We start from the raw sequence: 24,289 nt of genomic DNA on the forward strand, positions 1-24,289 counted from the left end.
TGGTTTTAATAGGCGTTTTTATTCACAAAGCCGTTAAAGACAGTCATAAAGACAATCTTAATATCGAACCAAATTGACCAGCGATGAATGTAATCTAAGTCATATTCAACGCGTTGTACCATCTTATTGGTCGTTTCAGTTTCTCCGCGAAGGCCATTCACTTGTGCCCAGCCTGTAATACCAGGCTTTACTTTATGGCGAAGCATATACCCAGTGATGATCTTTCGATACTCCTCGTTATGCGCAACAGCGTGAGGGCGCGGCCCAACGATAGACATTCGACCTTGTAATACATTAATAAACTGAGGTAGTTCGTCAAGTGAAGTACGCCTTAAAAAGCCGCCTATTTTTGTAAGACGTGCATCGTTCTTCGTTGCTTGCTTTACCACAGAGCCGTTGTCTTGTGTTGTCATCGAGCGAAACTTATAAACGGTTATTTGTTTACCGTCTAATCCGTAGCGCTTTTGTTTAAAAATCACTGGGCCTTTTGAAGTAAATTTAACTGCAGCTGCAATACATAACATTGGAACAGAGATTAGCGTGAGTATCAGGATACTCAGTACGACATCTTCCAATCGTTTTAAGACATCGCTAGCACCTTGGAAAGGTGTGTCATATACACTCAATGCTTGTACATTACCTACGGTTTGCCAACGTGCATTGAGTAGGTTGTACATAAAAAAGTTAGGAATAACATACACACTAGCAGTTGTATCACTGCACTGCTCTAAGATTGCGCGTATACGATTCTCCGCACTCATCGGCAACGCAATATAAATATAATCAACTTCATTGCGCTTGGCCATTTCTATTGCTGCCTCTATGTTGCCAAGCACTGCGCCTTGTAATTCGTGAGGAAGCCTCTCTGCTTCCCTGTCATCATAAATACCATTGAAGCGAATACCTAAATGCTCGTTCTGCTGTATCTGAAGTGCGACATTTGCGCCAAGATGAGTGGCACCAATAATAATAGAACGTCGTGAATTTAAACCACTTTTTCTAATCTTAAAAAGAAACTTCCGCATCACATAGCGCCACACAATAAGTATGACAAACGAAGAGGCAAACCACAGCAAAATAGCAGGAGGAGGTGTTTTGATATCTTGTACAAAGAAGTACCCAAAGGTCATTGTGCCCAGAATACTTAATCCCCAAGTAATGGCTGCCGCGCGCAAGACTTCAGGGGTACGGTGTCCGCGCCATGAACGGTATAATTCAACCCCTTCAGCGGAAATTTGAAAACATATGACATTGATAAATAAAAGAATAAGGCTAGTTGCATCAATCTGAGTACCGTAATACGCCGCAGATGCATAATACAGCATTGTAACGAGAGACAAGTCGATAAGGCGATATATCGTCGAAAAGCCACTTTGATTTCTAACCGCCAAGCCACTGTTGGTGCTGGATTCGACGGGGCGTGCTTTGATCGCTTTGTTAGATTCTACTCTGTTGTCCATTGAAGTATCTCTAAAAAATATGAAGTCCGAAGCTAAAGCGATTGTTCACTAGGAAGCGCCAAGCTTGTGAGTAAAGAAGAGTTGCTCAAAAAGAATAGGCAAAAACCATGCCCCAACGAAAAAGAAAAACAGAAAGCCTGTCACAACAGCGTACACCTCGTATGAAAACTGCCAACGCTATCACTTAACATAGGTTAGTATATCCATGTTGTAATTTTATTACAAAGTGATGCAAAAAGGTTTTCCAACAAGGTATCTATTATTCAAAAAATATGTGCTCAAGCCGTTTTATTATACCTATTAAATGGGATACCATGTAAAAAAAGCGACCAAAGACATACAGTTGAAATAATACCTCGTTAAGCTTTTGCAATCTTGTCAGGGTGTGGTGTATCGCCAGATACGGTGCCAATTACTTCAAGAAAAACTACTCAAATGTACAATGATTAGCGCTCCGTCTTTTGAAGAAGGCGTTACTGTCGCTATTAATTCGAAACAATTGGGAAAAGTGGGCACGCGTATTGCTCTCTTTTTAAATGATGAAATAATTACACAACGAGCATAGGAGAAATGTAGCGTTGTGAGTCAATATGCGTTGTCGTTATGCAACTTGGTTAAAAGTTGCACTGTTTTTACGCATTGAGGGCCAGAATTAAAGGAGCATATATGTCTAGAAGGACACTCAGTATATTAGCGTTGTCGGTCATTTGCGCCACACCAACGCTCTATGCGCAGGAAGCCGGACGCATTCAAGCAGGGCAGTTCGATATCATTCCCTCATTTGAGTCATCAATGGCGTATGTTGGCAACGTAGCCTACGCACGGGACAACGACCCTAAAATTTACAGTTGGCGAGCAATCTTTTCGCCTGAATTGATTGCTGCAACTCAAGTCGACGGCAATCCAGTTCAGTTTGGTTATCGTCTTGAACGTGGTGTTTATTTCTCTAGTACACCTGATGATTATACTGACCACTTTTTAGAAGCGTCAGGTGAGTTTGAACTCAATAGTCGTCATAGAGTAAATGCACTAGCCCAATACGAAGATGGGCACGAAGACCGTGGTACTGGTTTTTCATTGGGCTTAGGCACTAATATCGCAACACCAGATAGATACAAAAGTTCCTTTATAGGCACTGAGTATATGTATGGCGCGGTAACGTCAGATGGAATGCTTACGTTCAAAGCTAACCGACAAACCCTTGATTACGATAGAGATGAACAAGCCTATCTTATTCGTGACCGTGTTAAAAATAGAGTAGGCGCCGAATTTGGGTATCGCATTGGCTCAGCTACAACGGCAGTTTTGGATGTTACCCAAACCTACGTACGCTATGACAATCAAGAAGGTATTGAAACTCGCGATAGTGACGAAACCCGCGTTCTTCTTGGTCTTAAGTGGGAAACTACGGCTGCGACTACTGGATTTGCAAAAGTAGGCTATAAAGAAAAGGATTTTAAAGCAGACTCTCGCAGTACGTTTTACGGCACTGATTGGGAGGTGGGCGTTGAGTGGCAACCTCTGACCTACAGTACTTTTCGATTTTCCACCAATGCAGACACGCGCGAAACAAACGGTGAAGGTAACTTCATTCGCGGCAGAGACTATACAGCATCTTGGAAGCACGAATGGCTTCAGCGCCTGAGTTCGTCGTTAAGAGTGTCTAGAGAAACCAACGAATACTTCATTGATAATGACGCGATTGATAATCGTGATGACACCTTGATGCGCTATGTAGCATCACTTAACTATGAAGCACGTCGTTATTTAACCTTTACATTTTTCTATGAACTTGCTGACCGAGATAGTAACCGCGAATTAATCGGTTATGATAGAAATGTTGTTGGTATTTCTGCAGAGGTCACCCTGTGAAACGTAAAGTCGTAAGTTTTATTGCATGTTTTATCCTGTCGCTGTGTTGTTTTGGTGCATTAGCACAGCAGGGCAATTTGAGTATGAGCCAGTATCAGCTTGGCTCGGGCGATAGAATTAGTATCAGTGTGTTTGGGCAAGACGACTTATCGATGGAAGTGCGCCTACCTGATGTTGGCACCATAAACTATCCGTTTTTGGGCGAGATAAAGCTTGTAGGGCTTACCGCAGATGAAGTTGAGCGCCTGATTTACGATGGGTTACTTGGTGATTACCTTGTTAATCCTTCCGTATCGGTATCCATTATAGAATATCGACCTTTCTTTATTGACGGCGAAGTGAAACGGCCGGGAGGCTACCCGTACCAACCGGGATTATCAGTGAATAAAGCTGCGGCGCTTGCTGGTGGATACACTGAGCGTGCGGCGCGCGATAAAATAACTATTGTAAGAGAAAAAGACGGAAGAACATTTGAATTCACTGTTACCGTCAGTGATATGATCCAACCTGGTGATATCATTACCATTAATCAACGCTTCTTCTAATACAGTAACGTTTGGGAATAAAAATGGCAGTAAATAGCAGGGAAGAGTTTCACAATGGTATGTTTGAGAATGAAACCATTGATGTTGCTCACTATTTAGGAATTATTAAGCGTTACGCATTTCGCATAGTGTCGTTGGCGATCGCGTTCACCATTCTCGTTACGCTTCTTGTAATGCGAATGACACCGCTATACACCTCTACTGCTACGATCCTTGTGGAGGCTGAAAAGGTAAATGTAGTCTCTATTGAAGAAGTTTATGGGCTTGATACTAAGCGCAAAGATTACATGCAAACACAGTTTGAGATTTTGCGCTCACGGCAAATAGCACAGCGCACAGTAGAGAGTATGTCATTGTATAATAACGATGATTTCATGCCCGCTGAAGACGAGTCTAGTATAGTTGATGATATCAAGGCTCAACTGACAGAGTGGTTGCCTTTCTTACCGCAAGAAGAGATTAAGACGCTAACACCCGAAGAAATCCTTGCTGCCAAAAAACGCAAAGCGACCTCTTTGCTTATGAAAGCACTCAATATTGAGATGGTCGACAACACTCAAGTGATGCGTATTACGGTAACCACTGAGTCGCCCAACCTATCTGCAGAGCTCGCTAACGCAGTTGCCGATGTTTATATTGAGAACTACTTACAAGCTAAGCTTGATATGACAGCGAAAGCAACCTCGTTTTTGACCGATAGTATTGAAGGACTTAAAGATAAACTGGATGTAGCAGAGCGTAATCTTGCAAAGTTCTATGAGCAAAATCAGGTGGTGAATATCGACGGCGTGGTTGGGCTCGCATCGGATGAACTAGAGCAGCTCAACAAGCAACTGCTTGATGCGCAAACTGCGCTTAAGTTAAACGCTGTAATTTATAGACAAACGCGTAATGATGTTTCGCTAAATGATATTGCTCGGTTACCTGAGGTACTTAATCATCCAACTATTCGCGATGTACGCCGCGATGAAGCGAAAGCAATGACCCGAGTTAGTGAGTTGAGCAAAGTATATGGACCTAAGCATCCAAGAATGATTGCTGCCAATGCGGAATTAAGTTCAATAAGAGATACCTTGAGTAGTCAAATTCGTGACCTTATCACCAGTATCACGACGCAATATGAAGTTTCAGAAGACCGCGTCGCACAGCTTGAAAGAGAAGTAGAAGAAGCTAAAGCAGAGTTTCGTTCATTGTCTGCGCTTGATAATCAACGCAAAGCGCTGCAGCGCGAAGTCGATATTAACCAGCAGCTTTACAATTCATTTTTTACTCGATTGAAAGAAACCGATGAGCTTGGTGGCTTTGAATCGGCAAATGCGCGCATACTCGACGAAGCTATGCCCAAATATATACCGTCAGAGCCAAACAAGAAGCTCCTGATTGGCGCAGCATTTGTTTTTAGTATTGGATTTGGTGTGTTTCTCGCCATCGCAATGGAAACACTCAACAGCGGTATTCGTTCAGTTGAAGATGTCGAGCGCAAGCTGGGACAGCGTATGTTGGGGCTTATTCCTTGGCTTCCGCATAAAAAGAAAACCAATTTGCCTGTACGCTCTTTCTTTGATGGTAAAAAGCACCAATTTGCTGAATCTGTAAGGACGTTAAGAACAAGTTTGTCGTTGCTTAACATCGACAAAGAAGAGCAGGCGATAATGATAACGTCCAGTGTTCCCAAAGAAGGGAAGACCACGGTATCTATTAACTTAGCGTTTGCACTAGGGCAGTTAGACAAAACTATTCTAATTGACGCTGATTTACGTCGTCCAAGCGTAGGTAAGCAATTTAATATTCCTAATTATCAACCTGGCGTGGCTAACCTCATATTGAAGTCTCACACTTTTGAAGAATGTTTGGTGCAAGATGAAGAATCACGTATTGATATATTGTCGGCTGGTACTATTCCTTCAAACCCACAAGAGTTACTCGCAGATAAAGGTTTTGATGAACTAATTAAATTCCTCAAAACGCAGTATAAATATGTGGTGGTAGATACTGCTCCTACGCAAGCGGTCAGTGATTCAATGGTCATTGCGAATTCGTGCGACTCTGTCATTTATGTGGTGCGCGCCGACAGTACGAGTGAGAAACTCATCAACAACGGATTATCACGTTTTCTACAAGTAGGCCATCGTCTTGATGGTGTGGTATTAAATCAAGTAGACTTACGCAAATCAGATGTTGCACAAAGGTATGCTGGATTTTATGACCAATATGGATACACAAGTCATAAGAACAGTTAATAGAGTTTATTGATCGATTTACACAGTCACATTTTACCTGGCATTGACGATGGTGCCAGGTCCATGGATATTGCTATTGAAATGGCAAGACAGGCCGTAAGTTGTGGTGTGACGCATATGGTTTGTACTCCGCATATTCATAAAGGGTACTTTGACAATACGCCACAGTCTATTGAGGCGTCGTATCATTCGCTTGTTAAAGCAGTCAACGACGCCGACATTCCGCTGACACTTTCTTATGCCGCTGAAGTGAGAGTAAACGAACTTATTCCCGTGTGGTTAAGAAAAGGTGAGTTGCCTTTTATTGGAACGTGGAATGGTAAGAACGTACTCTTATTAGAAATGCCTCACAGTCACGTACCACAAGGTTTAGACAGTTTGGTAAAGTGGTTGCTTCGCAATAATGTACAACCTCTTATCGCTCATCCCGAACGCAACAGAGAGTTGTTGGCCGAACAGCACAAGTTTGCATGGTTACAGCGCCTCGGTTGCTTATTTCAAGTGACAGCAGGTGCGTTAACCGGTCGATTTGGTGATAATGTCGAGCAGTTTGCTCATGCTTTGATGTCTGAAAAGTCTTTTCATATTGTGGCGTCTGATACCCATGATTTGGCACGACGTCCTAATGACATGAAAGCGGCATTTGAGAGGGTTTCGTTGTTTGACAAAACCTTTGCAGAATTGGTGTTTATTAATAACCCAGCAAAAATAATCGGCCAAGAACACCTGTGATGATAAAGCTTAAGAGCGTGTTTTCAGATAGTCGAGCTACCTCACTTATTAGTGGGCTTATTGCGCTGCTTGCGCTATGGGCACTCGTTTTAAGTGCTCAGCAGTTCATGGCTGGAAATGCATATTACAGTGTGAAAAACAGTATTGAAAAATGGCAAAGAACACCTGACCAACTCAGTGAGGAAGGTGTCGACAATGCGCTTTCTCAAATAAACAAGGCGGTGTCTGCCTTTCCCAATAATGCATTCTATTATCAAATGCGTGGGCAGGTGTTCGAGTGGTATGCCCAAACACAGTATGTCAGCGGCCAGCTTCCAACAAATAAACAGTTAGATTATTTAAATGAAGCGTTTGTTAACTATGAAAAAAGCATACAGTTAAGACCAAACTGGAGCGGCAGTTGGGTAGGGCTTGCATCCATAAAATGGAAAAAGAATGAGCTAGATGAAGTCTTTTACCAGTATTTGAACATGGCAATAGAGAGTGGGCCTCAAGACGCTATCTTACATAAATTTATCGTTGAATTTGGACTAACAATGTTTAACGCAAGATCTGTCCACTATGTTAACGTGCGCGACTTGCTGAAAAGACATTTAGCGTTAGGTCTTGCCAACCCGTTGAGTCGTGACTTTGTGCTTGCCGTTATTGCAAGGCAGCGGTCACAGAAAGTGGTATGCCGATGGCTAAATCAAGCACAGTACTCGATAAGAAAGCACATACCGGGTTGTGTAGTGTTTAACTAGCGTTCGCTTTGATCCAGTCCCACAAGCCAAGAGAAAAGCCTTCAAACAAATTGATGCCCAACCAACTCTTCAATATATAAAGCAATGTTAAACCAAATAGCATCGATACGCAGACAAACACAGCAATAGCGGTGGCTATAGCCATTTTGCCAATACGGCTTTCAATACGAGATAGGTCTCGTTTATCTCGCCCAGCAAGAAATACAAAATAGTACCTACTTCTCAGTACACTTACGGTTCCTCTAAGATCGACTTTGTGGGAACCCCATTGTCGTCCTGCTAAAGCCATATTCAGGTAAGAGAGTTGCTCATCAGAAAAAGAGTCGGCTGCTTTTTTCGGCATACGCTCTAGAACATGCTGTATATTCGGCTCTTCTCTAACTGGGTGCTTAACTTTAAAGACCACTGTGTTTCCTTCAATGAAAGTATAGTGAGAAAAAATCTACTCTTGCTGAGAGCGAGAGGGTCTAGCAATTTTAAGGGTTCTACTGATTGAACCTAACGCTAGAATAACAATAAAAAATACACTATTGGCAGGGGCCTGCAATGGGAAATCAACCGAGCAATGCAGTGCCATTCCCATTGCAGCCATTATACAGGCGAATGCTGTGCCTCTGGGGAGTGGGTGTCTTCGGTTTCGCATTGCTGAGAAACTGTGTTTTAAGCAAATTAAAACAACACCGCCAATGAGCAAACTGCCAATAACGCCAAACTCTAGCGCAAATTGTAGATACTCATTGTGGGCGTGATCATAGAAATGCTGAATACGTTCATTTTGTACTTGAGGGTAAAGCGTATAAAATGTTCCTCCACCAGAGCCTAAGAAGCCGAATTGCTTCAAAAGAGGCAGAGTATCAGTAATCACTTCATCACGACTTTCTTGGGCTAAGTTAGTTTGTTCTAAACGCTCTTGAACTTGCTTTAGCCCAAAAAGGCTGCTGACGATAAGCACATCTATTACTAGCATACTGATGAACAGCGCTATAAAGCTTTTTTGCCGCGGTTTAAAGAATACAAGACCCAATGTTGCGGTAACTGTCATACTGATGAAAAACGCACTGTTACCCATTCTGGAACGTGACATAACCAGAGCAATCACCATAATAATGATGCCAATTCTAAATAGCACTTTGTTGCTTAACCAAAACTGGAGGAAACGCCTTAGTCTTTCCCGTGTTGTTGCGCCACTACCAATATGTAGGCTAGCAATCAAATAGCCGATTGCAGCACTTAGGCAAAGTAGTAAGAAATTGGCATAGTGATTCTTATAAACAAAACTCCCAGTGGCGATATGAGAAACAGGTAATCGAAAAACTAAACTGTACTGAAGACCAGAGAGAATCTCTAATGCACCGTAAATTGCTTGGAAAATGCCTACTGCACTTATGGTGACTAAAGTGAATTTAAGTCGCTTAGAAGAGTTGACCAGCGATAGAGTGATAAAAAATAAAAAGCAATAGGCGAGGGACTTTACGAATACTATGTGACTTTGCCCCACATCAAAACTCAATGAAGCCCAGGCTGATGTATGCGCACTTATGCCTGCCTCTAAATAGTCAAGTCGTTGTGGCCGAATAAAGTCGATAAAAGCAGCGGGTAGGGGAATAATATTGAGCAGTTGCCATGCTAGAAAGGCCAACCAAAGCATCGCAAATGTTCTATATTTGCTCCAGAGGCGGTTGACCACTTTAGTGTCGATTAGCACCAGTAACCCACCCAGTGCAAAGATAGACATTTGCATGAGCGCCCATGCCCACGGTCGGTTAGCGCCTAGAGGTAAAGGAAGCCATATTAGGATAAATAAGAGAAAACCGAAAAGAAACTTTTCGGTTTTCTGAAACTGCTCTGAAACCACGTTTTTATATATTTGCTCGAGGAATGGGTAACTAGTTGGTTGATACTGTAGTGTCACCACCACCTGCGCCTGCCGCGCCCGTGCCAACGCCTAGCGGTGATACAGGTGTGCCAACGCCACCCGCCGCAGTAGCAGTAAGCGTACTTGGATCGATCCCCGCACTGATTGCCGCCAACAAAGCATCCTGCTCGTTCAACATTTGCATTTGTAATGCGATGTTATAAATCTCATTGGCATCTTCTGGGAAAAAGATAATAGCAATAGTTACAACCTGTTGCGCAACATCCGGCATCACGCCAAAACCTGCTATTGCTAACTCAAACCCAGTAGCATTTTCATTTAGCAAACCTACCATAGTTTTGTAAGAAGGTTGGTTGTCTTGCAGATAAGCCATACCCGTTGCATCAAAAAATAGGCCTTCGTCCAAAACGGTTTGGCTTACTTCAGAGGCGGCGACATCAGGTGAATCACCCTCATCAATCTGAGCAAGCACTAAGTTTCGCACTTGCGTACCGGGCGCAATAGAACTGTCTTGTGCAATAGCGGAAGAAGTGAGCATTAGAAGCACACTGAAAAGAATTGAAACAATAAGATTGCTACGCATAACTTTTCCTTAAACTAAAACATCGGGTTAGCTTCATGCTAACGCCATCTTTCGTAATTGTATAACAATCGAACGACAAGCGTCTCGCATTTGTTACGTGTTATGTGAAATTATTCGCGAAAATCACACTTGCCACAGTGTAGGTTTTGCAAAATGGTAACCTTGCTGATATCCAACGTTCAGTTCTGCCAAGGCTGTTGACTCCGCTTCGCTTTCTACCAACTCTGCAATTACCTGAATATTCAAGCTTCTGGCGATACTCAATAAACTGCTTATGAATAGTTGGTTGTCTGCTTCGCTTTGAATGTCTTTGGTCAATTTACCTGAAATTTTAACAAACTGAGGCTGTATTGCTCTCAACCCTGAAAGCGATGCAAGATTGTCTCCAAAATGCTCAATTGTTACTCTGCACCGCATGTTTAGAAGCGATTGGCAAAAGGCTATTGCGATATCTTTATGATAAGTGAGCGCCGCATCTTCTATTTCAAACACCAACTTTGTGCAAAGCGCAGTGTTTTGGTTCAATAACTGCAAAAGCCAAACTCTAAATTCATCATTAGCAATAGATGCGCTTGCTATGTTGATGGCAATATCAGTTTTAGCTTCATTAAGTTTCTTCATCACAAGACTGATAACAAGTTTGTCGACTTCAGGGATGAGGTTGAGCCGCTCTGAAGCAGGTATGAGCTGTGACATCGGAATAACAGTGCCTGTCTCTTTATCTTTAAAACGGGCAAACGCTTCGAAGTAAGCTGGCGAGCCTTTATTTGTATCTATTATTGGCTGAATAAGAATATCTGCACTTTGCTTTAAAAGAATGTCATTTAACCTTTCGCGCCAAGCAGTGTTGCTATGAATGTGCGTGAGTTCTGAGGCAAATTGCCAACCTTCAGATCGTTTAGTTGATGCCATCAATGCACTGTCAGCATTTTCTAGTACTTCAGTTAGCGTCATACTATCTGTGAATTTGGACGCCCCCATACATACTGTTTTATCCCCATTCTTTAATGGATTGTCTGTGGCTAATAACGTGTAAAGAAACTCTACTTTTTCTACACATTCGCGTTTTTCTATATCTTCGATTATTAACGCAAAGTCACCGCCAGAGAGTCTAAATAAATAGTTTTTCTCGGACGTAGTAGAAAGCTGCTGTTTTAATTTATTGGCAATAGACTTCACGTAGTCATCGCCTTGCTGACCGCCAAGTTTAGCATTAATGAGTTGCAGCTGAGCCAATCGAATAATAATGATATAGCCTTCTGACCTAACTGGGCTATTACTTAAAAGCGCGTTCATATGACGTGTAAAGGCACTTCTGTTTGACACGCCAGTTAAACTGTCTTCATAGGCTTGGGCTTTAAACAGTTCTGCTTTGTCAGACAGTTCTTTGAACATGCCTTCAACCGCTAACGATAGTTTATTGACCGCGCGAGTAATAAAGGTTAATTCTTTGGTAAATGGCGCATAGTTAATCTGTGAAAACTTCTGATTTTGAATGTCATTGATTTTGGCAACAACGATACCCAGAGGTTTGGTGATGGCTCGCACGATAAAGATAAGTGCAATAAAGGCGAAAACAAATGCCACTGAAAACATCAGTGCACTTTGTTTTACACTTTGCCATAACGTTTCATTGGCAAGTCCAGGATGACTTTGTACCGTAAGTTGACCCGCTAAGTTCCAGCCATTATTTAATTCAGTTTGCTCAACTGGCGGGGTAACTTCGATTATTTTTGTAAACCAAGCTGGGACCGTTTCGACATTCGTTGGGTTTCTGCGCTCGATAAGCATGTTACCGTCCATGTCGGTGACAGTAATATACTGATAAAAGCCGCGGTCAAAAATCGCATTAACCATGGTTTGTGCAACTACAATATCGCTTTCTTCTGCCAAATAAGGCGTAATTGATAATCCTAACGATGTAGCCGTGTCTTGTGCGTGTGTAGCCAATTGTTCGTTTACGTATTCTCTTGTGAGCTTCACATTAATCACAAATGAGCTGACAAAAACGACTGCCAGTAAAACAAACAAACTGGTGCTCAGTTGGGTAGATAATTTCATTATTCTTCTCTATCTCCGTGTATCACGCTATCTAGCCTTGATATCATGTCGTCCCACATTTTCATTGGGCCGCCGCCTCTTAATTTTCTTCCTGTTCCCATTGATTTTGCAGCCCATAGTCCGTTTCCGTTGAAGCTGTATATAGGAGACAAATCTCTACGTTTATTGGCCGGCAGTATGCGCCGATTAATATTATCCAAAACCAACGGAATAGAAGAAGGGGTTTCGTAGTAAGCTAACACCATATGAGGTTGTCTCAATTCAAGGGCCGTTACATACATTAACCGCAACTTTTCTTCTGGTATACCCAGTTCAAGCAATGAGAAATACTTGGCAATGGTATAATCTTCACAGTCGCCAGCACCGGTGGCAATGAATTCTATCGGCGTTGCCCAGTAGTCTTTCTGTTTCCAATGCACCAAATCATCAACAAAATCGAAGCGGTTGAAGAAACGGTTTACACCGTAAAGCTTTTCATCAATATCTTCGCGTTGCAGTTTGTCGATTAAATGTCGCCAATCAGCAACATCTTCTGAAGCATTTTCTCCGTAAAGCGTTTTCACTCGCGCATACACTTCGGGAGTGAAGAGGTTACTTTGTTGCGCAAACAAGGAAGAAAGCGAAAGAAGACAAATGCCTACCACTAAGCCCGCACGAATATTCAGTATACTGCGCGTAAGGGTATAGAGCTTTATTCTGCTGCTTAGGCGATTGTTTTGGTGCAATAGGGTTTAACTTGTGCAATCAGTAGGGCAAGTGTAAAAATTCTTTCACTTCAGCGGTGTAGGATCACTTACCATCGGTTTTGCTAATGATGGCAAACTTGATGAAAACTTGAAAGGTTTTTACGTAATTCATCTAAACAAATAAACCACAACAAGGTTGGCACGCTTTGTGTTTGTTTTATGGTTTAATAATAAAGTACGCTTAGCCACTAGTGTTCATCATTAACATTAGTCACGTTCTTCGAGTTTTATGCGATGTGAGCCAACCGTGGTCGCAAACTCATTCGAATAGGCACTTTTACACTCATTTGTGGTGTTTTTACATAAAAAGGATCTTGCATGGACAATTCAGCACGCCCAGCGGTGTTTATCATCAATTCATTAGAAGGGGGTGGAGCTGAACGTGTAATGGTAAAATTGTTAGCCATTATGGAAAGCTATTACTATCAGCTGAATATTCCAGTCCATTTGGTTCTGCTTGACGACTTACCTGAGTCACAAGTGTGCCCAAATTATGTGAACAAAACGGTGCTGAATTCTAATGGTAGCTTGTTGGAGGGCTACAAACTGTTAAAGCCTTTGTTAAAAGCACTTCAGCCTACTTATTGTTTTAGTTTTCTAACACGAAGCAATTTTTTAAATATAGCGCTGGCTCGCAAACTCGGTTTTGAAGCGATAATTAGTGAGCGGGTGAATACATCTAGCCATTTTTCGGGTGGCCTGAAAGACACTGTTAGTCGATTGCTGGTAAAATTGTCTTACAAACGTGCAGCACGTGTAGTCGCTGTATCAGAAGGTGTTAAAGCAGACCTAGTAGAAAACTATGCAGTGCCTGATAGCAACATTTCAGTTTTGTATAACCCATACGATATCGAGTTACTCAAAACATCTGCAAAAGAAGATGTCAGCGATTTACCGACAAAGCCATATATCATTGGCGTTGGTAGATTGGTTAAGAACAAAAACTTTTCGCTGTTAATAGATGCTTATGCCGATGCTGGTATAGATGAATCGCTGGTGATCTTGGGTGTCGGTGATGAGAGAGAATCACTCGAGGCTTTGGTGAAACAGCGAGGCTTAGAGGATAAAGTCTGCTTTTTGGGCTTTAAAAAGAACCCTTATCCCTATGTTGCCCACGCAAAGTACTTTGTAAGCACTTCAAACGCAGAAGGGTTTCCCAATGCGATTGTTGAAGCAATGTGTCTAGGAAAGGCTGTAATCGCAACGAATTGTGAGTCAGGTCCAGCGGAAATTATTGCAGAAAAATATCCATACCAGGTTAACGGCGCAAGCCAAGAAAAAAACGGTATCCTATGTCAATTGAACAACAAGCAGGGCATTGTAGATGCCATGCACCAGCTCGCAGAACCGAAACTGCTTAATGCTTATGAAGTGAAAAGTTCAGCGTGCGCTGAAACGTTTTCGTACCCGGCTTTTCGAGAAAAAGTTATTGCCATTATTGATCAGGTAACACAATAGATATGTTTGAAGGAATGAAAGTAATAGTTGGGTTGGTAAGCCTTATCTTGGTTTACCGAACTATTACCGGTAACTGCAATAAATATTTGGCCTTTGCGATTTGTGCAATATGGTTGCGCTTCTTTTTATCTGCATTTCATACCATCACGTACCCTTCACTCATCGCCGGCTTTTCTATTAATGCGCTCTCTAGTATATCAGTAGCGGGCCTCGGTTTATTACTGATTCCCACCAAAGTGTTTACGCTTCGCAAGTTGCTACCTTTTTATTTTCTATTTTTAGCAATCGCAATAAGTGGGTTTGTTAACCTTAAAATACCGGGCACAATCAATGTGTTGGTGAAGTGGTGTTATTTTCTGGTTCTCGCGGGCGCAATCTTTCTTTCGGTGCGCGCTCAGGGACAATCCGAAACTTTCAAGAAATTGCTAGTTGCCTTCTTCATGCCAGTGACACTTCAAATATTGTCCATTCTTTTAGGTGAAGTGAAAGCTACCGAAAATGATGGGTCGGCAAGTTACATCGGCGGCTACAATCACGAAGCGGCTTTTTCCATGATTATTGTGAGCTTCGTGTTCTTAGTTGGTCTTACTCAAAGAAATGCCATTAAGTTTCGCACATCACTATTTACACTTTCTGTCGTATTGCTTGTGTTAGTAAATTATCGAACAGCCATACTTACTATTTTACCTATAGCAGCAATATTCTATTACTCGCTGGTTGAACAACGTCTAAAACCATCACAGAAAGCGCCAGTTTTAACAATAGTTACAATGGTATTAGTACTGGTGTTTGTCGCTCTGTCAGTGTCAATGCAAGAGCGGTTTGCTGATGTGGGTACACTGGCTTCTAATCTAGATCTCATTTTTAAATCTCCCATGTATTTCAGTGAAGCTGAAAAGGACATAATGTCCGCACGCGTTTATATCTGGAGTCAGTATATCGATGCACTCATTAATTCAGATATGGTGAGACAGTTGGTTGGCTTTGGGCCAGAGTCATGGCGAGGTGTTTTTGATGTGTATGCGCACAATACGTACGTTTCATACCTTTATGAATATGGTTATCTTGGGTTAGTCACCTTCGCTTATTTGTGTATATTTTCGCTGCTAATCACACTCACTGTTTCGGACAAACGGTTAGCCAAGATTTTACCTTTATCACTCATAGGATTTTTAACAATGAACCTAGCAACTATGCCGCTATGGAACATTGAAGGCTTAATATTTTTCGCAATTTTAATCGGCGTGACATTGGCGCTTTCTACTAATGTGCCGTCTCGAGTTCACTCAGTTAAATTATCAGTATCCACTCCCACGGAATAGGTTTATGAAGATTTGTGCAATTGGTTTGCGAGGTATCCCTGATGTAATGGGAGGCATAGAGTCTCACTGTCAACAGTTATATCCAAAGATGGTAAAAAATGGTGCTGATGTGACAGTCATTGCACGGTCCCCTTATGTTGAGGGTAAAAAGTACGAATACCAGGGCGTTAAGGTAATTAGTTTGTGGGCGATTCAGCACACGTTATTAGAAACGTTTGTCCACACATTTTTTGCAATCCTCTATGCAAGGATTTTTGTAAGGCCAGACATTGTGCATCTGCATGCAATAGGACCTGCGTTATTCTCACCCCTTGCACGACTATTGGGCATGAAAGTGATGGTGACTCACCATGGTGCTGATTATAACCGTCAGAAATGGAGCCCATTCGCTAAGAAGGTTTTGAAATTCGGCGAAAAAATGGCTGTAACATTTGCCAATAGAGTATTGGTAGTAGGTCGCACGCTAACTAGTGCCTTAAGAGAGGAATATCCATCGTACGCCGAGAAAATAAGCTTTGTGCCAAATGGTATGTTGCCGCGTTTTACAGGTGAAATTTCAAGTAATCACCTTCCGAGTGAACTAGAGCTTACGCCGCAGCACTATATTCTTACGGTTGGAAGACTGGTGCCAGAAAAGGGCTTTCATGACTTAGTCGATGCATTTGTTCAATCAAACAGTGAATTAAAGCTGGTGATAGTGGGTGATACTGACCACCATAGTACTTATTCCAACAAGTTGAGGGAAGCTGCAACCGACAATGTGATTTTTGCTAACCGTCGGGGTGGAGATGAATTAAAAGCCCTTTATCAGCATGCAAAGGTTTTTGTGTTGCCTTCTTATCACGAGGGCTTGCCTATCGTAGCGCTTGAGGCAATCAGCGCTGGGTGCCCTGTTTTGCTAAGTGATATTTCACCTAATATCGATATTGAAGCGCCAAAAGATTGCTACTTCCCCGTAGGCAATGTTTACGAGTTGTCAAAAAAGCTCTCTGGTCTTAATGAGCTCAACCTCACACTAAATCGCAGCGATTATTTAGAAAAGTACGACTGGGAAAGTATTTCAAATGTCACATTCGGCTATGTAGATGGCTTGAAAGCGTAGCATTTTTAAACGCCGCCCCAAGGTGTGAATAAACGCCTTAACTTAAGACTTATGCGACTTGGATGACAGCAGCTATATCGAATTTGAATGTCTGTCGTTTATGTTAATCAAGTTATCTATGTGGCGAACTAAACCAATTCAAGAGAATTAAAACATTCTCAAAGTAAGATCCGACAAGGATATTAGGATATTTTGTGAGTAGACTTATTAAGGCGACATCGTGGACTTCCATTTCTACGATAGTAAATCTATCTTTAACCATGCTGCAATTAGCAATATTGGTTAGAATTCTTGCGCCAAGTGTTTTTGGTCAGTTTGCAGTAGTAAACTTAATTCTTGAAATATTTGTCGCTTTTGCCCTCGGTGGAATTTCAAACTTTCTAATCTATAAAAGTGATGTGGACGAAAAAACGTCTAACGCAATTTATTTTCTTGCCCTCGCTATAGGGGCTATCTTTAGCGGGTTGTTATATATCTTAGCGCCATTTATTGCGACGCAATTTGGCTATGACGCTATTGTCCAAGAACTCCGACTAGCCACCATTTTACTTGTTATTTCTTCACTATCTTCTCAATACCAAGCTGTAGGGATGAAGCACTTTGAACACCAAACCATCGCTCAAATTGATATTGCTGCAAAGATTGGATCCTTTATTTTTGCAATAACCAACGCAGAGTTAGAGCTATTATGCTTAGTGGGAGCGGTGGTCGTTTATCAGGTTTTACGTTTAATTGGGTTTATCATATTTCTCGGAAAGCATGTAAAGCTCTCACATCACGTCGATACTAGCGTTTACAGAGAAGCCTTTAGTTACGGTATCTTTGATTTTGGCTCTCAGTCACTCAATATTGTCCGAAAACAACTCGACGTAATGATTTTAGCCATCACCTTACCCGCTGCCCAAATGGGGGTTTATCATGTGGTAAAACAACTAGCGAGCCGCCCAGCCCAGGCACTACAGCCTGTTGTAGGCAAGGTGGCGTTGCCAGCATTTGCCGAAGTAAAGCAGGTAAAACAAACCCTACAGCGTGTTTATCAAGATTTCTATATTCTGCAGCTCTTTATTTTAGCGATGATCTACGTACCGATTATTATCTTTTCTGACTTAGTGTTGGTTCTCGTGTTTGGTGAATCTTACGAGGAATACTCGTGGGTTTTGTCATGCCTGGCAGCGTTTTGGTTTGTTCGCGTGGCAAGTTCAAACCTTGTTGGCCCACTTGTACAGGCCACTGGAATGACGAAGCGTAACTTTATGTGGAACATCGCGCTTTTGATACCAAATACAATAGTCATTTATACATCATCACAATTTGGCGTTTTATCATTGGTGGCGTCGATGGCAGTGTTTCAGTTGATTTTATTTCCTTTTGTTAGCTACTATTTTATTGCTCATATTGCTAAGGTTCCTTTTATCTACTCTGCGAAAAATATGGCCTGGATTGTCGTTCTTTTTGCGCTGCCTCTTATTATTTTTAAATATTTTGCAATACCGATGATTCCCGAAATCTTTCTTGTGCAAGAGGCCGCTGTCGCTTGCGTGTCGGGTATTGTTGCTTTCGCTGTCTTCCTTTATACCAAAGGACCCAAGCAATCTTTAATCAGAGTAAAAGGATTTTAAATGTCTCCTTCCAACAAAGTGTATTTTTTTGTAAGGACGTTTCCTGTTTTGTCACAGACTTTTGTACTTAATCAGGTTCGAGATCTTAAGATGGCAGGCTTGGACGTGCATGTCTTAGCTGTAAACCCAGTCGATTATGACAATGAAGCGGTCAAGTCGTTATTTGGCGACGAATCTCGCCATGAGGTGACGTCTATTTTCCCTCGAACTCACTCGAAGCGTTCTTATTTGTTCATGTTACTTGGAGCACTCTATTGCGCCATCTCACGCAAACGACATAATTTAATCAAACTTGCCTACGGCTTTTTGTCTAAAAAGAATTTCTTTTTGGCAAAAGATCTGTTCTGTCTCGCTTGGTTCCTTAAAAGCCAAAAAATTAATATGGATGTCTGCATCGCTCACTTTGGAAATAATGGAGTAGTAATTGACCATTTAAGACGGGCAGGTCTTTTAGAATGCAAGAAATTGCTCACTATTTTTCACGGCTATGAAATAAGTCGCTATGACCAATTATCCATTTGGGGTGAGGAGTACGGTCGTTTAACTGGCACGCTTTTGCCAATCAGTGAACATTGGAAGGCATCACTAGTTTCCCTTGGTGCAAAAGAAAAATGTATTGATGTCGTTCACATGGGAGTCAATATAAACACGTTCTCATTTCAAAACAGAAACCTCGATATGCCTCTTCAAATACTTTCGGTCGCGCGAGCAACAGAGAAAAAAGGGTTGGAGTTCGCAATTAAAGCGGTACTTAGTTGTGATATCGACTGTCGCTATTCAATTATCGGAGACGGTCAGCTACTACCAAGTCTTAAGGCCATTGTATGCGGGCACCCAAATGCGCATAGAGTGAATTTTAAAGGTGCGTGTCCTCCTGAGGCCGTTGCTGCAGAACTTAAATCAACGGATCTTTTTCTATTACCCTCTGTAGAAGACAGTAAAGGTGATAAAGAGGGAATACCCGTTTCTTTGATGGAGGCAATGGCTAGCGGCGTTATCGTTTTGTCAACAATTCACAGTGGTATTCCAGAGTTAATTGAAGATGGCTATTCGGGCTTTTTAGTTCCAGAACGTAACGTAGAAGCAATAGCAGCAAAAATTAAAGAAATATCAGTAAATAACAATCTTGACGTCATTAGAAAAAACGCAAGGGAAAAGGTCGAGCAGGACTTTAATGCTAGCTTGCTCACAGACCAATTAGTCTCACATGTACTCAAGTAAAACGGATATACAAATATGAAAATTTTAATTATTGGAAATCACACATGTGGCAATAGGGGCGATGGTGCAATTTTGAGAGGGCTTATTCAAGAGCTAGAAAGCCAGATACCCAACGTTGATCTGACACTGGTCTCTCGATTTCCTACCAGTTCTGAGTTTTTGTTATCTCGTCCATTTGTTAAAGACTGGCTTTACAAATACCAAAAATATTCAGGTGGCATAGTTGCCAAAGTCAAAAATAAGCTTCATAAGCCAGCGTTATTAGAAAGGTTAATTTCGTCAGCTAAAAATACAGAAGTGCACGACAGGTTACCCCCTGAGTTCAAAGCATATATAGAAGAAATAAAGCAATACGATTGTGTCGTACAAGTTGGTGGTTCGTTTTTTGTTGATTTATATGGAACAGGGCAGTTTCATCACTCGTTATGTGTACTAGCAGCGAACAAGCCACTTTATTTTATGGGACACTCGGTTGGCCCTTTTGAAGACCAAAAGTTCTGTGAAGTTGCAGAATTAGTATTTAGCAGAACAAAAGTGTTAGGTCTTAGAGAGTCCGTGAGCAAAAAACTATTGGAAGATAAGTTTTCTTTGCCTGCCTCTTACGTGGAGGGTGCTGATACTGCGTGGTTGGTAAGGCCAAGCAAAGTCGCTATTGAGAACAGCGCAATAAAAACATTTCTTTCAAATGGTAATACCGTCGCAATTACATTGCGTGAGCTTAAGCCATTTGATAAAAGGCTCGGAATAAAGCAAGAGAACTATGAAAAGGCGTTCGCTGATCTATGTAACACTCTCATTACAAAGGGGTTTCAAGTTTTAGCCTGCTCCACGTGTACGGGTATAGACGGGTATCAGAAAGATGATCGTATGGTTGCTTACAGGGTACTAAAGCAGATAGAAGATGGAAGCAAATTTAAAGTAGTAATGGATGAGTTTAATGATATAGAGCTGGGAACGGTCCTTAGTGAATGTTTAATCACTATAGGTACTCGTCTTCACAGTGCCATTATCTCTATGAATTTCGGCACACCCGCGTTTGCGCTCAATTATGAGCATAAATCTGAAGGGATTATGAACCAACTCGGTTTATCTGAATTTGGCATACCATTGGAGCAGCTAATTAATGGTGAACTTGCAGACAAAGTGTTAGACTCTTTAGCAAAGCAGGAAGCCGTTAAGGGTGCTGTTTCAGAAGCAGTGAAAAACGAGAAAGACAGAGCGGCATCAATGATTGCACAGCTTCATAGCTCCAACAGATAGCGTCAAATTATTTTACATGGCCACTTTGTCATATTTCTAGTTATTTGAATGTAAAGGGATTTATTTATTTGGCATTATATTTGCTGAATTCGTTGTAGTAGAAGTATTTGACCTTAAGTATTAGTCAAAGGAAGTAGTAATGAAGTTTATCAAGCAAGCTCTGATCACAGCGGCACTATGTTTTAGCAGTGTTGCAAATGCGTCCTTCGTTAATTTTGATGATTACACATTTTCAAGCTGGGGTAACCAAACCAAGACCGGTACACAAATTGTTAGCGACAACGGTAGTACAGTTACAATTAGCGGTAACAGATGGGTTGATATTCTTCATGGAGTGACGTTAACAAGCTCATCGATTCTAAAATTTACAATAGAAGCGACAGGACTTAATGCAGAGCTTTATGGTATTGGTTTTGAAACAGATGATACCTACACGTATGGCAGCATTGATAACTTCGTATTTGTTGGTGGGACACAGATAGCGAAGATTACTCGTGAGAATCCACTGACAGCTTTTGGCAGCTATGCTAGTGGTGACGGCGCGGTTGATTTTACGATTGATGTAGGCAGTTACATCACTGGATTATTTGACAGAATGGTATTTGTTTTAGATAACGACAAAAACCAGTCAGGTTCTTTTGTTTCGTTTTCAAACGTTCAAGTTTGTGATAATGCACTTGTATGCCAGACATTGGATTTTGGTAGCACACCAGTTTCCGAGCCAACTCATTTAGGTTTACTTGCTATGGCGTTAATGGTCATTTATTCATCTCGTCGAAAAAAGATGATTTAATTTTTAAAAAAGGAGGCATTAGCCTCCTTTTTTAATGAGTTCGTCCCCAAGATATAATTGAGTAATAGACGTCGTCTATTCGTTTTTAAGCGTTATATTGCTAAACGTTACAGCGTTATCGTTGTCAGAAGGTTGTGCCTTATCATTATCGAGCACAAGGATAATGTATTGAATGTTACCTGTGACGAAGCGCCCAATAGGGAACGATATATTCTGACTTGTTTCATCAAATGTTGATGTCCCATCGATTCCCCAAACTTGCGACCCAGAAAACCTGACGACACTAGCGCTGTCCACATCAAGGTCTGTTTCAAAGCCAATCCCCACAATTTCGGGTTCGCCCTCTAGTGAGAGTTCAAGTTCAAGTATTGTCGTAGGACTAATGGTTTGATTTACTGGAATAGCCTGCCAGTTATTGCCGGTAAGCGTGATTGTGCGCTGGCCGTCCATCAATACTGAGCCGTATTCATATTGCGTTGGCAGAGCAGAAATGTTGTCTAAAGTGGTCTCTAAACGCCATTCTGTTGGAGAAGGTGACGTTGATGGTGAAGTATGTTGCCCATCGCTAATGTTGGGTATTTTAAACGACTCATCGATGACGAAAGACTCAAAACCAGCCTGACGAATAAACTCGCTGTATGCACTATCAGTTGACATGGGGTGCGCAATAATACGGTCGAAGTTAAATTCGTATCTAATATCCATGGTTGTATTATTGAAGCACAGGTCATTGGTACTTGAGCTTAAGTAATATTTTTCTTGATCGAAAATGCAGTAGCCAACCGAATACCCAGTATTTTCAGTCAAATAAACATTATTTTGCGAAGTTATCCAAAATGTCGTGTCATCATTTACTTTGGAGCCAGCAATTCCATTTCTAACGCCGCTAATGAAGTTCTCAAATATTAAGGTTTGTCCTGCAGGCTTCGATATCAGACCGCCAGCTTTTATCGCTGTCCATTGCTTGCCCCGTTCATCACCGAGATTGCGAATAGTATTGTGAAAGATGAAACTAGGTCCAAGCATGTTGGGCGCAATGCTAATACCTGCATAGCCTTGCTCCATCTCATTGTCATATACCAATACGTTCTGTTGACCACCATCTATCTCGATTAAATCGTCGTTGGCATAGGCAAAATAGTTGCCGTAAATAGCAGAGTCTCTTACGAAGCCCCCACGTCTTTCGAAATTCAATCTTCCTTCTACAACGTCATTAAATCGGTGCTCATGTGTACCGTAGAAACGATTGTTTCTGACAATCATTTGCCCCCGTAGAGATTCATCATCGTGATATGCCCAAACTTGAAGCGCATTTGCACCTTTCGGGTGACCGTCGCCCCAGTGATTTGAGCCTAGGTTGGGGCTGTGTATGTCACACTCTTCTATAACTGCAATACCACTGCGTTCTAAGTAAATACCTGAGTCGTAATTTATGGGAGAGTTTGCAGTAGGACTACTATAGGCAATATTGTCTCTAATATCGCCTGCAACGCGTCCAAATTCTGCAACATCACAGCCACTTATCCAAATATGGTGTGCTTTTTTTGCATGAATACCATAGCGAAGCCCGCCTCTAACGGTTAGGTTTTCAAGAACCACATAAGACTGTGAGCCTAGATGAACCGCCGATGTAAACTCATTACCAGCATCAATTACGGGGCCGTCACCAATAATTTTGGCATAACCAATAGGGCTGCCTTGTATATTGAGCGCCGCTAAATCAAGTTGGCCACCATCGTAAATGTCAGAAAGATAATATATTTTGTTGGGATCTATCGGTGGAGTGTTTGGTTGAGTGGCTTCTTGAAAGCGATATACTTGCACTTGGTTGTCGCTATTATGAACAGTAACTTCAATGTCGTATAGCGTGTTTGGTTCCAGGTACACGATGCTCCCTGCAAAGCTGCCGAATACAGGTTCCCAAGACAATGGAAGCGCATCAATCCAAGTGGATTGTGAAGCGCTCTTAAAGCGCACGGTGTTTGTGCTGGTTTCATCTTGACCGTATATCACAATCCCCAGAGAGTGTATAAGCGGTGTAACAGTGTTCGGCATGCCTGAAGCTGTTGCAGTAAACACCCTAGACGGGTCGAGACCAGCTGTTATTGCTGACTCAGCAATTTCGTGCTTAGTCAGCTGTGAGTGAGCTGCAAGAAGTTTAATCCATTTCGCGGAATCTATAGGATAAAGCGCAAAAATGGCGGTTGCTTCCTCAGGTGTAAGCGAAGAAAGCGCCGCGCTTTTTGCAGACTTAGCGTCTCTTAATCCATATTGTAAAACTCCCGAACTGTAGAGTGAGGCGATGTGAGCCTGATATTGTTTCACAAGCAGTTCAACTTGCTCGGGCCCTTTGTAGCGCTTGAGCGCACTAATGATTGACGTTGTTTCTGTGCTAGCATGCTCGGCTAGATAAATCTGCAACAGTTCACCTGATTGGCGGCCCTTAACTTCAGGTGTGCTAACAGTGTTAATAGAGGTACATGAGATTAAACATGTAAGCACTAATGCGATAAACGCAACTTGGCTATAAGTGGGTTTGGTAAGAAAGCGGCTCATGAGAATTCCTTGCTTGCAAAGCACGTTGTAGAGCGAGAAGACGTATAGCTCTTAAAGGGTAGTTATTTTGGTAACGTGCTGCAAGCCATCTTGGTTCAGT

19 protein-coding genes are annotated in these 24,289 nt (G+C 41.8%); 12 read left to right on the plus strand and 7 right to left on the minus strand.

Annotated elements, in window-relative coordinates:
- Positions 1 to 5 precede the first annotated feature (5 nt).
- A complete protein-coding gene (locus OZ660_RS08085; protein WP_274743141.1) occupies positions 6 to 1,460 on the minus strand; it encodes an undecaprenyl-phosphate glucose phosphotransferase in 1,455 nt (484 codons plus the stop codon).
- A 666-nt stretch (positions 1,461 to 2,126) separates the two neighbouring features.
- Between OZ660_RS08085 and OZ660_RS08090 the strand changes: the two genes are divergently transcribed.
- The 5 genes from OZ660_RS08090 (at position 2,127) to OZ660_RS08110 (ending at position 7,592) form a co-directional block, all read left to right on the plus strand.
- Entirely contained in the window at positions 2,127 to 3,332 is a 1,206-nt protein-coding gene (locus OZ660_RS08090) for an outer membrane beta-barrel protein (RefSeq protein WP_274743142.1), read from the plus strand.
- An 83-nt stretch (positions 3,333 to 3,415) separates the two neighbouring features.
- Complete coding sequence (locus tag OZ660_RS08095; RefSeq protein WP_202265980.1) at positions 3,416 to 3,877, plus strand: polysaccharide biosynthesis/export family protein; 462 nt, start codon at positions 3,416 to 3,418, stop codon at positions 3,875 to 3,877.
- Positions 3,878 to 3,900: 23 nt separating this feature from the next.
- Positions 3,901 to 6,117, plus strand: a complete 2,217-nt coding sequence (locus tag OZ660_RS08100) for a GumC family protein (protein ID WP_274743143.1) — start codon at positions 3,901 to 3,903, stop codon at positions 6,115 to 6,117.
- A gap of 9 nt (positions 6,118 to 6,126) precedes the next feature.
- The gene (locus OZ660_RS08105; RefSeq protein WP_274743144.1) at positions 6,127 to 6,849 is read left to right on the plus strand and encodes a tyrosine-protein phosphatase; all 723 of its coding nucleotides are present in this window, start codon (positions 6,127 to 6,129) and stop codon (positions 6,847 to 6,849) included.
- Positions 6,849 to 7,592 carry a VpsP family polysaccharide biosynthesis protein gene (locus tag OZ660_RS08110; RefSeq protein ID WP_274743145.1) on the plus strand — a complete coding sequence of 248 codons (744 nt, stop codon included), beginning with the start codon at positions 6,849 to 6,851 and terminating at the stop codon, positions 7,590 to 7,592. The genes OZ660_RS08105 and OZ660_RS08110 overlap by 1 nt, the downstream gene beginning before the upstream one ends.
- Here OZ660_RS08110 and OZ660_RS08115 read toward each other — a convergent pair.
- The 5 genes from OZ660_RS08115 to OZ660_RS08135 all read right to left on the minus strand — a co-directional run bounded on the left by OZ660_RS08115 (position 7,585) and on the right by OZ660_RS08135 (position 12,777).
- Entirely contained in the window at positions 7,585 to 7,998 is a 414-nt protein-coding gene (locus OZ660_RS08115) for a 3-phosphoshikimate 1-carboxyvinyltransferase (protein WP_202265116.1), read from the minus strand. The genes OZ660_RS08110 and OZ660_RS08115 overlap by 8 nt on opposite strands.
- A 36-nt stretch (positions 7,999 to 8,034) precedes the next feature.
- A complete protein-coding gene (locus tag OZ660_RS08120) occupies positions 8,035 to 9,447 on the minus strand; it encodes an O-antigen ligase family protein (protein WP_446698977.1) in 1,413 nt (470 codons plus the stop codon).
- Between the two features lie 31 nt (positions 9,448 to 9,478).
- The gene (locus OZ660_RS08125) at positions 9,479 to 10,051 is read right to left on the minus strand and encodes a hypothetical protein (RefSeq protein ID WP_274743147.1); all 573 of its coding nucleotides are present in this window, start codon (positions 10,049 to 10,051) and stop codon (positions 9,479 to 9,481) included.
- Positions 10,052 to 10,174: 123 nt separating this feature from the next.
- Entirely contained in the window at positions 10,175 to 12,112 is a 1,938-nt protein-coding gene (locus OZ660_RS08130; RefSeq protein WP_274743148.1) for a bifunctional diguanylate cyclase/phosphodiesterase, read from the minus strand.
- Positions 12,112 to 12,777 carry a transglutaminase-like cysteine peptidase gene (locus OZ660_RS08135; RefSeq protein ID WP_202265984.1) on the minus strand — a complete coding sequence of 222 codons (666 nt, stop codon included), beginning with the start codon at positions 12,775 to 12,777 and terminating at the stop codon, positions 12,112 to 12,114. The genes OZ660_RS08130 and OZ660_RS08135 overlap by 1 nt, the downstream gene beginning before the upstream one ends.
- Positions 12,778 to 13,176: 399 nt before the next feature.
- Here OZ660_RS08135 and OZ660_RS08140 point away from each other — a divergent pair, with 399 nt between their 5' ends.
- The 7 genes from OZ660_RS08140 (at position 13,177) to OZ660_RS08170 (ending at position 21,633) form a co-directional block, all read left to right on the plus strand.
- Positions 13,177 to 14,316, plus strand: a complete 1,140-nt coding sequence (locus tag OZ660_RS08140) for a glycosyltransferase (protein ID WP_274743149.1) — start codon at positions 13,177 to 13,179, stop codon at positions 14,314 to 14,316.
- A gap of 2 nt (positions 14,317 to 14,318) precedes the next feature.
- Positions 14,319 to 15,638: an O-antigen ligase family protein gene (locus OZ660_RS08145; protein WP_202265124.1), complete on the plus strand. Its 1,320-nt coding sequence runs from the start codon at positions 14,319 to 14,321 to the stop codon at positions 15,636 to 15,638.
- Between the two features lie 4 nt (positions 15,639 to 15,642).
- A complete protein-coding gene (locus tag OZ660_RS08150) occupies positions 15,643 to 16,740 on the plus strand; it encodes a glycosyltransferase family 4 protein (RefSeq protein ID WP_274743150.1) in 1,098 nt (365 codons plus the stop codon).
- Positions 16,741 to 16,934: 194 nt separating this feature from the next.
- Positions 16,935 to 18,359, plus strand: a complete 1,425-nt coding sequence (locus OZ660_RS08155) for an oligosaccharide flippase family protein (RefSeq protein ID WP_274743151.1) — start codon at positions 16,935 to 16,937, stop codon at positions 18,357 to 18,359.
- A gap of 48 nt (positions 18,360 to 18,407) precedes the next feature.
- The gene (locus OZ660_RS08160; RefSeq protein ID WP_274743152.1) at positions 18,408 to 19,580 is read left to right on the plus strand and encodes a glycosyltransferase; all 1,173 of its coding nucleotides are present in this window, start codon (positions 18,408 to 18,410) and stop codon (positions 19,578 to 19,580) included.
- Positions 19,581 to 19,595: 15 nt separating this feature from the next.
- Positions 19,596 to 20,840 (plus strand): colanic acid biosynthesis pyruvyl transferase WcaK, encoded by a 1,245-nt coding sequence (gene wcaK / locus OZ660_RS08165; protein WP_274743153.1) that lies wholly within the window; start codon positions 19,596 to 19,598, stop codon positions 20,838 to 20,840.
- Between the two features lie 139 nt (positions 20,841 to 20,979).
- Positions 20,980 to 21,633 carry a PEP-CTERM sorting domain-containing protein gene (locus tag OZ660_RS08170; protein ID WP_274743154.1) on the plus strand — a complete coding sequence of 218 codons (654 nt, stop codon included), beginning with the start codon at positions 20,980 to 20,982 and terminating at the stop codon, positions 21,631 to 21,633.
- A gap of 75 nt (positions 21,634 to 21,708) precedes the next feature.
- On the opposite strand, the gene OZ660_RS08175 is transcribed toward OZ660_RS08170, so the two are convergent.
- Entirely contained in the window at positions 21,709 to 24,189 is a 2,481-nt protein-coding gene (locus OZ660_RS08175) for a right-handed parallel beta-helix repeat-containing protein (RefSeq protein ID WP_274743155.1), read from the minus strand.
- Between the last annotated feature and the right edge of the window lie 100 nt (positions 24,190 to 24,289).

The organism is Alteromonas sp. 009811495 (genome assembly GCF_028865455.1).
In the GTDB taxonomy this organism is placed as follows: Bacteria; Pseudomonadota; Gammaproteobacteria; order Enterobacterales; family Alteromonadaceae; genus Alteromonas.